We start from the raw sequence: 11085 nt of genomic DNA, 5'->3' as shown, positions 1-11085 counted from the left end.
CGCTGAGACAACGATGCCGATAGAAAAAAATGATGGACAGGAGGCAAATCGGACTTGCGTCAGAACAGAGTATCTACAGCTCGGGCGATTTGCAATATTTAGACAGCCTCTTAGTGCGTTCCGGACGGCGGAAGTGATTTGATCTGAGAGCCGCTGGATTCAACCTTGTGGGAGGGCGTGTGGGAGCGGCGCCCCGCCGCGACAGCAAGCCACGGATAGCGCCTTCAAGAAGGGTCAATTTCAAGACAGGAGTAAAGCGGAGCTAGTGTCTGATTCCAAACGCATCATCGTTGCACTCGATTTCGCGGGAGAGAATTCCGCGCTCGCGCTGGTCGACCAGCTCGACCCAAGTCGATGCCGTCTCAAGGTGGGCAAGGAGCTCTTCACTCGGCTGGGGCCGCGCTTCGTGGAGCTGCTGCAGGGGCGGGGATTCGAGGTCTTCCTCGATCTCAAGTTTCACGATATCCCGAACACGGTTGCCGCGGCCTGCGCGGCTGCGGCGGATCTCGGCGTCTGGATGGTCAACGTGCATGCCTCCGGCGGGTCCAGGATGATGGCGGCCGCGCGTGAGCGTCTGGATCAGCTCGGTGATCCACCATTGCTCATCGGCGTGACTGTGCTCACCAGTCTCGACCGGGATGATCTCGCCGCGATCGGCTGCCCCGGAACTCCGGAAGAGCGCGTTTTGGCGCTGGCGCGGCTCGGGCAGCAGGTTGGATTGGACGGCATCGTTTGCTCGCCCCTGGAAGTCAAGCCGGTTCAGGCGGACTTGGGGCGAGATTTCTTGTTGGTGACGCCAGGCGTCCGTCCCGCCGGTTCTGCGGCGGGGGACCAGAAGCGCGTCATGACACCGGCGGAGGCAGTCTCCGCTGGCGCACATTTTTTGGTGATCGGGCGGCCGATCACGCAAGCACCCGATCCCATGAGCGCGATGATGCAGATTGATGACACCTTGCGCGCTCTTTAAGACACCTATTTGGCTTTTAGGGGAGAGATATGGCGAAGATCCACAAGGCAGTATTTCCCGTGGCAGGTCTGGGTACGCGCTTTTTGCCCGCAACCAAGGCAAGCCCCAAGGAGATGCTTCCGATCGTTGACAAGCCGCTGATCCAGTATGCGGCCGAGGAAGCCGAGTCCGCTGGAGTGGACCATCTGGTCTTCATCACCGGCCGCAACAAGCGATCCATCGAGGACCACTTCGACGTTGCCTATGAGCTTGAGCACGAACTCGAGAGTGCGGGTAAGAGCAAGCTGCTGGACATCGTCCGCAATGTGCTCCCGAGCGAGGCGCATTGCAGCTACGTCCGTCAGTCCATTGCCCTGGGACTGGGTCACGCCGTGCTGTGTGCCAAGCCGGTGATCGGCGACGAGCCATTCGCGATCATCCTGGCGGATGACCTCATCCGCAGCAGCGGCAAGGGCGTCGTCGAGCAGATGTCAGACGTCTACGTCAAGCATGGCTGCAGCGTTCTGAGCGTGCAGGAGGTTCCGCGCGAGGAGACCAGCAAGTACGGCATCGTGGAGGTCGAAACCGACGCTGACGGCACCATGCGGGTCGTCTCCATGGTCGAGAAGCCGGCGCCGGCGGATGCCCCCTCGAACCTCGCCGTGGTCGGGCGCTACCTGCTCACGCCGAAGATCTTCGAGAAGCTGGAATCCACCCCACCTGGGGCGGGTGGTGAGATTCAGCTGACGGACGCGATTTCCGCGCTGCTCAAGGACGAGCCCGTGATTGCCTATCCCTTCGAGGGCAAGCGCTATGATTGCGGCAGCAAGCTGGGCTATCTCGAGGCCACGGTCGAGTTCGGGCTTGCACACCCAGAGCTTGGCGAGCGCTTCTCCGCCTACCTGCGCAACTTCAAGGACCTGGATGCTTGAGAAGATGTCTGGAAACTCGTAGGTACTCTAGCGAGGCTTCGCCTCAGACCGAAGAGTTATGCCATCGGGATCGGAATCGGGATCGCTATCGCTATCGTCGGTTCGATACCGATACCGACGGCCTTGGATGGTCGGACGCTTCATCGAAATTTGACTCACCTGAAAGCATTTTGCGAGCGAAATCCCCCCTAGCCCCCCTTTGCGAAAGGGGGGAAGTTGTTGATGGACGCTTTCTAAGAAGGTGTCCATCAATTGTTTGCTGATGCGAGCGATGCCGCCCGAAATCCCCCCTAGCCCCCCTTTGCGAAAGGGGGGGAAGTTGTTGCTAGCCCCCCTTTGCGAAAGAGGGGACGTTGTTGATGGCGCTGTCTTAGGGATGCGATTGCTGGAGCTTGTCGATTGATCCCTCGGCATCAGCTGTCCGCTGAGCCGAAACGCCCGCCTGCTCGAAATGCTGCCGTCGTGGGACACGATCGATTCGCCATGCCTCGACGGCCTGTTTCCAGAACATGGCTGGCGAGACGACCTTGCCCAATGATCTCTGGCCCAGGCAATCCCACGCCTTGCGCAGGGCCGGCAGGGGATCGGCGGCATCGACAGGTGCGGATGCCAGTGACTTGCTCAGCTTGCGCCCTTGATCGTCGAGCATCAGAGGAATGTGAGCATAGTTCGGCTGCGGGCAGCCAAGGGCCTGCTGCAGCATGATCTGGCGCGGTGTCGAGAGCAGCAGATCGGCGCCGCGGACGACATGCGTGATGGCTTGCCAAGCATCGTCGACGACCACCGCGAGCTGGTAGGCGTGAATTCCATCCGCGCGGCGTAGCACGAAGTCACCGACGCTCTCTTGGACAGACTGCGTCTGCAATCCCTGGATGCGATCTGCAAAACTCAAGGGGTCTGAATGCGTCTTGATGCGGACGCTGCGCGGCTGGCGTCCGGCGGGTAGGCCGTTGCGGCAGGTTCCTGGATAGACTGTGCCCTCGAGTCCCGTTCGCCCCTGCCTGGCGATCTCGGCCCGACTGCAGCCGCAGGGGTAGGTCTGTCCGTTTTCTGCGAGAAGGGCGAGTGCTGCTGAGTAGGCATGTGTTCGCGCCTGTTGGAAGACGACGGGTGCGTCCCATTCGAATCCGAGGGCGCTGAGGGTTTCTAGGATGAGCGCTGCTGAGCCAGGGACCTCGCGAGGTCGGTCGATGTCTTCCATGCGGACCAGCCAAGTTCCTGCGCAGGCGCGCGCGTCGGCATAGCTCGCCATGGCGGCGAGCAGCGAGCCGAAATGCAGTGGGCCTGTGGGGGAGGGGGCGAAACGCCCCCGGTAGACTGGGGCGGCCGCTGGCTGGCGCCCTGCCATCGTCTACCGGAGCTGCGGCCAGTGGTTAGCCGCGCTGCTTTTCGCGAATCTCATCCAGCGTCTTGCAGTCGATGCAGAGCGTGGCGGTGGGGCGGGCCTCGAGTCGACGGATGCCGATCTCGACACCACAGGCCTCGCAGTAGCCATAATCGTGCTCGTCGAGTCGCGTCAGCGCCTCATCGATCTTCTTGATGAGCTTGCGCTCGCGGTCGCGGGTGCGCAGCTCCAGGCTGAACTCAGACTCCTGGGTTGCACGATCATTGGGGTCGGGGAAGTTGGTGGCCTCGTCCTGCATGTGATGGACGGTCCGATCCACCTCCTCCATCAGCGACTTCTTCCAGGTAAGCAGGATTTCACGGAAGTGCTCCTCCTGCTCCGGATTCATGTACTCCTCATTGCTCCCAATGTCGTAAGGCTCGAATTTGACCGACTCGGTGTCGTGTGCTCTGGCTTCGGCCATTGTTATCTCCCGGAAGACTCAAAAACGGTGGATACCTGCAGCTCGAATCGAAATCTTATCGGTGATCCGCTCCGCGAAAGCGTGCTTAAGTACCAGATCACGGACCTGCGGGCAACTGTCCACTGAGCCGCTGGCATGCACTCGCGCCTCAACTTGGTTAGTCTTTGCGCCCTGATAACCCCTAGCGCAGCGACTTTAATTTGGAGTCCTCTGATGTACGGATTCAAGGCTTTGATCTTCGACGTGGATGGCACTGTCGCCGATACCGAGCGCGATGGCCACCGTCCCGCCTTCAACGCAGCCTTCGCCGAAGTCGGGCTGGATTGGCATTGGGATCCTGCCCTCTACGGCGAGCTGTTGGCCGTGGCTGGCGGGAAGGAGCGTATTCGCTATTTCATGATGCGCGAAGGCATTCGGCTCGATCCCGGTGCAGACGAGGACGCCTTCGTCGCCGATCTCCATCGTCGCAAGACGAGGCACTACCTGGCGATGCTGAGCCAAGGTGCGATTCCCTTGCGCCCTGGCGTGCTGCGGCTATGGCGGGAGGCGCGTGCGGCCGGGATTCGTCTCGCGATCGCCACCACCACGACGCCGGAGAACGTCGTGGCGCTACTCGCGCATGCGGGCGAGCCGAGCCTGGCCGACTGGTTCGATGTCATCGCCGCTGGTGACAGCGTCCCCGCGAAGAAGCCTGCGCCGGACATCTATCACCTGGTCTTGGAACAACTGGGTCTGGAGGCGTCCGACTGCATCGCCTTCGAGGACTCGGACAATGGCGCGCGCGCGGCCCTGGATGCGGGGCTTAGCTGCTTGGTGATCACCACCAACGCCTATACGGCCGGTCAGGATTTCGGCGCGGCGCCGCTCATCCTCGATCAGCTCGGCGAACCGAGCAGCCCGCCGCGGCTGGCGGTCGGCGATCTCGCGGGCCGTGATTGCGTCGATTTACAGGCATTGGAGCGATTGCATCATCAGGTGACGGCGGCTGGCGGGGCGTCGTCGTGACGGCGGCTGCTGCCGCAGCGATCACTGAGCGTGCGCGACGGGTGCAGCCGTTTCACGTCATGCGCCTACTCGGCCGGGCGCGCGAGCTGGAGGCGCAGGGACGCTCCATCGTCCATCTGGAGATCGGTGAGCCGGATTTCCCGACTCCCGAGCCGATTGTCGCAGCAGGCCATGCGGCGCTGAACTCAGGTCAGACGCACTACACGGCGGCGGCCGGACTGCCGGCGCTCCGGCAAGCGATCGCGGATTATTACGGTCAGCGCTACGGCCTGGACCTTTCCCCGGCGCGCGTCCTGGTGACGCCTGGCGCTTCTGGCGCCTTGCAGCTCGTCTTCTCGACACTGCTCGAGCCCGGTGACGCCGTGCTCTTGGGGGATCCGTCCTACCCCTGCTACCGCCAGGTCTTGGGGTTAATGGGCTGCCAATGTGTTTCGGCTCCGCTGACGGCTGAGACTGACTATCGTCTGACGCTCGAGCAGGCTCGCGCGGCTTGGGTCCCAGGGATCAAAGCGGTCGTGGTTGCGTCGCCGGCGAACCCGACCGGCGCGCTGATGGGTCTTGAGGAGCTTGCGGCCTTGCATGACTTCTGCCGCTCGATGGGAGCCTCCTTGATCGTCGACGAGATCTACCAGGGGCTGACCTATGACAGCGTGGACGCGACCGCATTGGCCTTGCAGGCGCAAGATCTCTACGTCATCAATAGCTTTTCGAAGTACTTCGGGATGACGGGATGGCGTTTGGGTTGGCTGGTGGGTCCAGAGGACGCCGTGCAGGTCATGGAGCGTTTGGCCCAGAACCTCTTCATCGCGGCCAATACGCCGGCGCAGCATGCCGCCTTGGCGGCCTTCGAGATCGATACCAGGGGCATCTTGGAGCAACGCCGTCAGCGCTTCCAGCAACGACGCGACCGACTCTATCCCGCCCTGAGGGGGCTGGGATTCGAGATTCCCCATAGCCCGAGCGGCGCCTTCTACCTCTACGCTGGGCTGCCAGCTGGGCTGGGGATGGATTCCATGACCTTCGCGACAGGTCTGCTCGAGGAGGCGGGCGTGGCGGTGACGCCAGGCGCGGACTTCGGGGACTTCCGCGCGGCGGAACATGTGCGTTTTGCCTACACGCGCGATCTTGCGGATCTGGACGAGGCGGTATGCAGGATGTCGGGCTACCTCGGGGCTGGCGGCTGATTCTGGGGCTCGGGGTGAGGCTGCTGGAAGAGAATTGGTTTTTTCAATGAATTTGCGTTTGGCTCCGGTCTTGAGTTAATGCTATCAATGCTGGCTGGTCTTTAGGGGCGTTGCTCGGTGGTGAGTTGCGTCCGTCCATCAACCTCGATTGCAGAAGACAGCCTTGTCAGCATTCAAACCTCTCGACCCCGCGCAGCGTGAAGCGAGCGAAGTCCTGCTCGCGCTGCATCAAGAGCTGCTCGCAGCCAAAGCCGATGCGCCGTCCCGCGGACTCTGGGGCCAGATCCGAAGCAAGATCCGCGGTCCATCCAGCCCCATCCCTGGTGTCTATCTCTGGGGTGGCGTCGGGCGTGGCAAGACCTACCTCATGGACTGGTTCGTGAAGGATCTGGAGCTTCCCGGCAAGCGCCGGGTGCACTTTCATCACTTCATGCGCGACATCCATGAGGTGATGTCCGGGCTCCCCAAGCAGCCGGATCCCTTGGAGGTGGTCGCCGACCGACTGCGTGCGGAAGTCCGGGTGCTGTGCTTGGACGAGTTCTTGGTGACGGATATCACCGATGCCATGCTGTTGCACGGATTGCTGAGGGCACTGTTTTCGCGCGGAATGACCTTGGTGACGACGGCGAATACACCGCCGAGCGAACTCTACCGCAATGGTCTCCAGCGGCAGTCTTTCTTGCCTGCGATCGACTTGCTCAAGCAGCACACGCGGGTCATGGAGCTGGATGGCGGAACCGACTACAGGCTGCGTGCCCTGACGCAGGAAGGCGTCTTCTTCGAGGCTGAGCATGATGGTGAGCAGCGACTCGCGGACTATTTCGAGCGGCTGACCGGTGGGCACCGGCTGCCCGACCGCGAGATCAGGGTCAACGGCCGCTCCTTCCCCGTTCGCGGCCTGGGGATGGACGTCATCTGGCTGGATTTCGACACCCTTTGCGGCACGCCGCGCTCGGCGGCGGATTACATCGAGCTTGCCAAGGAATACCACAGCGTCCTGCTCTCCGGTGTGCCTGAGCTTGGGCCGCGCCAGGAGGCGGCGGCGCGGCGTTTTCTGCACCTAGTGGACGAACTCTACGATCAGCGTGTCAAGCTGGTGCTCTCGGCGCGGGCGCCCCTCGAGGCCCTCTATCTCGGGGGGCTCCAGGAGTTCGCGCACGAGCGTTTGCTGAGTCGACTTGCGGAGATGCAATCCACCGACTATCTGGCGGCGGCTGTTCCCGAGGGCTGAGCGCGGCGCGGGGTTGGCGCATGATGTCTTTTTCGCTCAAGACGACGCACCAACTTCCGCGGAGCAGCAACGGCTTGTTTCGGGCGCCAAGCCTTTGGCTCGGCTCGGGACGTGCCCATATTCATGCTTGACGAGGGGCGGGTGAGGCTGAGGCAGGGCCTGTGCGGCTAGCGTCCGAGTCTCGCTTGATCTGCGCTTGAATCATGCCTGTAGGCAGGAGGAGCCTTGTGTCCGCCGTACATTTGACCGCGCCGAGCATTGACCCGGAGGAAGTCGCTTACTTCGAGCGTCTAGCCCACCGCTGGTGGGATGTCGAGGGGCCCTTCTGGCCGCTGCATAAGCTGAATATCTTCCGAGTCGACTATATCCGCGAGCACCTTGCGGCCGTGCTGGGGCGCGATGCCGCCGCTGAGCGACCCTTCGAGGGCGTGAAGATCTTGGACATCGGCTGTGGCGGCGGGATTCTCAGTGAGTCCATGGCGCGGCTTGGGGCGGACGTCACCGGGATCGAGATCACCGACAAGAACGTCAAGGTCGCCCAGATGCATGCGCAATGGAGCGGTCTGGACGTTGCGTATCGGCTCGCCTCCGTGGACGAGCTTGTGCGAGAGGGCGCTACCTTTGACGCCGTACTCAATATGGAGGTGGTCGAGCATGTGGAGCACCTGCCGGATTTCTTGGCCGATTGCCGGCAATTGGTGCGGCCTGGCGGTGTGATGTTTATCGCCAGTATCAACCGTACCCTCGCGGCTTGGCTGATCGCCATCCTGGGGGCCGAATACCTGCTGCGCTGGCTGCCGCGCGGCACGCATCACTACCGCAAGCTCGCGCCGCCGGCGCAGGTGAAAAGGCTGCTCGGCGGCGACTTCCAACTCCTGGATGAGACCGGCGTGCGCGTCAATCCGCTGAATCGGAAGTTCAGCTTCACGCGCTGGCAAGGCGTCAACTATATGCTGCTCTTGCAGCGCAGTGCGTCTTAGAAAACGCTGATTCATTTTTGAGCTGATTTTTTCCAAGGATGGGATGGATCAGCATCGCCCGCCTTGGCAGCCAGTGAACTGGCCCGCATTTCCGACAATTTCGTAATAATACCTGGTTGATTCGTGACGTACACGCACCTATTATTATCTGTTGGAGGATGCGTAATATCGCGTTGCCGTCTTGATGACAGCCAACGCGGCTAGTCAGCCGGGTCAGTGGATTGCAGCTGTGACTGCAGTCACGACCGTCTTGCTCAAGAGATCGCTCGGCAGGGCGATATAGGAGGAGCAGGCTTTCTTTTCTGGAGTCATTCGAAATGGACAAACAACAACAAGATCTGGAGCCTTGGATCGCGTCAGTGGTGCGCGGAGATTTGGGTTACACCTACATCCGGCTATATGCGGACGCGCCAAGCTGGGTCCGTAACCTGGCCGTCAATCGCTTCGGTAAGGGTACGGTTTTCTTGCCAGCGGAGCACGCCCGACCTCGCGCTGCGTGACTTGGCAAGTGTCCATCAATTGTTTCCCGATGCGAGCGATGCCGCCCGAAATCCCCCCTAGCCCCCCTTTGCGAAAGGGGGGAAGTTGTTGGTGGACGCTTTCTTGGCCGCTTGTGGCGGAATCCTTGTGGCGGAAACGGGTGAGTGCCGATTCGCGATCAGCTCGCCGTGTGCTCCGTCGCAATGCTGTCGCGCGGCACACCCAGTTCCGCGAGTAACCTGATGAGAGGTTCGACATAGTTCGACGGACCTGCGACGTAGAAGCGCATTGCCGTTGCTTTGCTGAGGTCGGCCTGAATGAGTGCGAGCACATCCCTCGGATTCCCGCTGATCACCGGCGTGAAGCTAAAGTTGTCTAGGGAGTCTCGCAAGGCCCTTCCCCACTGCGCCTGGTGGTGCCCCTCCCGGTATTGCGTGTCCCAGTAGAGATGGAATGACTCGATGAGATCGATCGAGACCGCGTGCTCGATCAGACTCTTGATGGGTGCAATGCCATCGCCGAAAGCGACGAATACCGCAGGCTCGGGTGAGTCCTCGCGCAGCACGAAATTCCCTTGCGGCCCCTCGACACAAACAAGCTGTCCCGGGCGCAGATGCTGGAAAACGGCCTGCGAGAAGGCATCATCGCCGCGCCGAACGAGAAACCAAAGGTAGCGGCCATTGCACGGGCAGCTGGCGATTGGCAGCTCTCGGGAGGCGCCGTCCTCCAGCGTGAGCAGCGCGCGCTGTCCTGCCATAAAGCGCAATGTCCCGGTCCGCGGGGTCTGGACGTTGAGCATCATCACTTCCGGTGATAGGCGCTCGAGCTTACGCAGGCTGGCGCGAATCTGCTGTTGCGGCAGATCCGCGACCGAGAGGGCCTCGGCGGCCTCGATCACCAGGTCGGTGATCGCCGTGTGCGAGCAGGTGAGGATGTAGTTCATGGCCTTCTCGCGCTCGCTGATCACATAGTCGTGATCACGGATCTTCCAGGTTTCACCGCTGAGAACGCGGGCCTTGCAATTGCCGCAATTGCCGCTCGAACAGCCATAGCTGAGATTGAGCCCGGCGCGCACCGAGGCGTCGAGGATGGTTTCATTACCTTCGACGAAGAAGTCGTGTCCGCTGGGAATGAGCTTGACGTTAGCGGCCATGATGCGAAGAAAGGTATCTCTGGCGTAGAGCTGCGATTGGGCGCTGGTGGTGGCATCCGCCGCGAGTTCGGCACGCGCCGCGCGCAGCCAGCCGCAGGTATCGCTCGCGCGGCGCGCGAGGCTGTCGTCGGGCGCACCGGCGAAGGCGTCGAGTCGCTCAGCAACCTGATCCAGCAGTTGTTTGTGCGCCTCCAAGTGCGACACTTGGCTGGCCAGCGTCTGACTCAAGCCATGCAGGCGCGACATCAACACTTGCGGGTCGGGTAGGGCGGTCTCCCCGGCGGTGGTATTGAGTTTGGGCTGCGCATCCGCCTTGATGCGCTCGACGCGCTGGAAGGCGTCGTCATCGCGCAGACTGATGCTCGGGTAGAGGCGCAGCAAGTCGTTGACGGCTACCGAGCCCTCGAATGTCGCCACCTCGCCACGACGAATCCGGGCTTGCAGCTCGGCGCGGGTGATACCGGCGAGGCGTGCGGCACGCGATAGGCTCAGGTAGCGCATGGCTAGAGTTCTCCGTTGGCGCCTGCCGTCATGATCTCCATCATGGTGTCGCGCACCTTGATCGCCAAGGCTTTCAGGTCGGGCGCGAGGTCGGCCATCTGGATGACCTTGTCGAGATCCAGCGTGATCAGCCACGGCTTGCCGTCTTGGTCCTCGATGAGGGTGATCCGGCACGGGAGATAGGCCGAGAAGTCGATGTTCTCGGCGACCATCTGCGCCGCAATGCGCGCGTCACAGAACTGGAAGATCTCGATGCGCTTGGTCTCGACGCCCATGGCCTCCAGCTCTTTGGAGAGCGGCAGGCGCGAAACCATTTTGAAGTTGAGCGCATTGGCGCGCAGCAGCATGGAATCCACGGCGTCATCCATGGAAACGTCTTCCGCCAGCGTCATCTTGACGACGGTGTCGGCGATGCTCATGCCCTCGGCGCGGACCAGGCTCGTCAGGAACAGCATGGGCAGCAGCGCCAGCATTGGCAGCCACATCGTCTTTCTGATTGATCTCATTTTTTTCGTTGATCTCATGGTCTCTCCTCGCTCTCGGTTAGTGATTGTCAGTCTAAGCTGTAGTGCTTCTCGACGGGCTCAATGACCTCCCAGGTGCATGACAGCCCCGCCGGGAAGGTGATGAGGTCGCCCCGTCCGAAGTGATGAGGCTCGCCGCCCTCGGGCGTGACCTTGAACTTGCCCCGGAGAACGTAGCAGGTTTCCGTCTGATCGTACTGCCAGGGAAAGGTCGAGGGCGCTTTCTTCCAGATCGGCCAGTCCTCGACGCCCATGACGTCCAACTTGGCCGGGGAAGGCTTGTGTTCGCAACGGATCTCCAAATCAGTCATGGGTTAGATTGCCCTTAATCATTGGTTGGA

General features: G+C 61.7%; 12 protein-coding genes. 7 read left to right on the top strand and 5 right to left on the bottom strand.

Features of this window, described 5'->3' with window-relative positions; translation table 11 throughout:
* Positions 1-265 precede the first annotated feature (265 nt).
* A complete protein-coding gene (gene pyrF / locus G3480_RS15960; protein WP_164654889.1) occupies positions 266-967 on the top strand; it encodes an orotidine-5'-phosphate decarboxylase in 702 nt (233 codons plus the stop codon).
* Between the two features lie 29 nt (positions 968-996).
* Positions 997-1878 carry a UTP--glucose-1-phosphate uridylyltransferase GalU gene (gene galU / locus G3480_RS15955; RefSeq protein WP_164654888.1) on the top strand — a complete coding sequence of 294 codons (882 nt, stop codon included), beginning with the start codon at positions 997-999 and terminating at the stop codon, positions 1876-1878.
* 370 nt (positions 1879-2248) lie between these two features.
* On the opposite strand, the gene gluQRS is transcribed toward galU, so the two are convergent.
* Both gluQRS and dksA read right to left on the bottom strand, forming a co-directional pair.
* A complete protein-coding gene (gluQRS, locus tag G3480_RS15950; protein ID WP_164654887.1) occupies positions 2249-3226 on the bottom strand; it encodes a tRNA glutamyl-Q(34) synthetase GluQRS in 978 nt (325 codons plus the stop codon).
* A gap of 25 nt (positions 3227-3251) precedes the next feature.
* Positions 3252-3686 (bottom strand): RNA polymerase-binding protein DksA, encoded by a 435-nt coding sequence (dksA, locus tag G3480_RS15945; protein WP_164654886.1) that lies wholly within the window; start codon positions 3684-3686, stop codon positions 3252-3254.
* 213 nt (positions 3687-3899) lie between these two features.
* On the opposite strand from dksA, the gene G3480_RS15940 reads away from it, so the two are divergent.
* The 5 genes from G3480_RS15940 (at position 3900) to G3480_RS15920 (ending at position 8586) form a co-directional block, all read left to right on the top strand.
* Positions 3900-4691, top strand: a complete 792-nt coding sequence (locus G3480_RS15940) for an HAD family hydrolase (RefSeq protein WP_164654885.1) — start codon at positions 3900-3902, stop codon at positions 4689-4691.
* A gap of 59 nt (positions 4692-4750) precedes the next feature.
* Positions 4751-5875, top strand: coding sequence for an aminotransferase class I/II-fold pyridoxal phosphate-dependent enzyme (locus G3480_RS15935; protein ID WP_164654891.1), 1125 nt, complete (start codon positions 4751-4753; stop codon positions 5873-5875).
* A gap of 163 nt (positions 5876-6038) precedes the next feature.
* Positions 6039-7106 (top strand): cell division protein ZapE, encoded by a 1068-nt coding sequence (zapE, locus tag G3480_RS15930; protein WP_164654884.1) that lies wholly within the window; start codon positions 6039-6041, stop codon positions 7104-7106.
* 227 nt (positions 7107-7333) lie between these two features.
* Positions 7334-8086, top strand: coding sequence for a bifunctional 2-polyprenyl-6-hydroxyphenol methylase/3-demethylubiquinol 3-O-methyltransferase UbiG (gene ubiG / locus G3480_RS15925; RefSeq protein WP_338114154.1), 753 nt, complete (start codon positions 7334-7336; stop codon positions 8084-8086).
* A 317-nt stretch (positions 8087-8403) separates the two neighbouring features.
* Positions 8404-8586, top strand: coding sequence for a hypothetical protein (locus G3480_RS15920; protein WP_164654882.1), 183 nt, complete (start codon positions 8404-8406; stop codon positions 8584-8586).
* A gap of 158 nt (positions 8587-8744) precedes the next feature.
* Here the strand turns inward: G3480_RS15920 and G3480_RS15915 are convergent, their stop codons facing one another.
* The 3 genes from G3480_RS15915 to G3480_RS15905 are packed head-to-tail and all read right to left on the bottom strand — an operon-like array spanning position 8745 to position 11055.
* Positions 8745-10220 carry a 2Fe-2S iron-sulfur cluster-binding protein gene (locus tag G3480_RS15915; RefSeq protein ID WP_164654881.1) on the bottom strand — a complete coding sequence of 492 codons (1476 nt, stop codon included), beginning with the start codon at positions 10218-10220 and terminating at the stop codon, positions 8745-8747.
* A 2-nt stretch (positions 10221-10222) separates the two neighbouring features.
* Positions 10223-10726, bottom strand: a complete 504-nt coding sequence (locus tag G3480_RS15910) for a DUF302 domain-containing protein (protein WP_240905852.1) — start codon at positions 10724-10726, stop codon at positions 10223-10225.
* Positions 10727-10773: 47 nt separating this feature from the next.
* Positions 10774-11055, bottom strand: coding sequence for a cupin domain-containing protein (locus G3480_RS15905; RefSeq protein WP_164654879.1), 282 nt, complete (start codon positions 11053-11055; stop codon positions 10774-10776).
* Positions 11056-11085 lie beyond the last annotated feature (30 nt).

Source organism: Thiorhodococcus mannitoliphagus (genome assembly GCF_010915725.1).
Taxonomy (GTDB): Bacteria; Pseudomonadota; Gammaproteobacteria; order Chromatiales; family Chromatiaceae; genus Thiorhodococcus; species Thiorhodococcus mannitoliphagus.
Note: the sequence above shows the minus strand (reverse complement) of the source record. Positions and strands in the feature narration are given on the sequence as shown.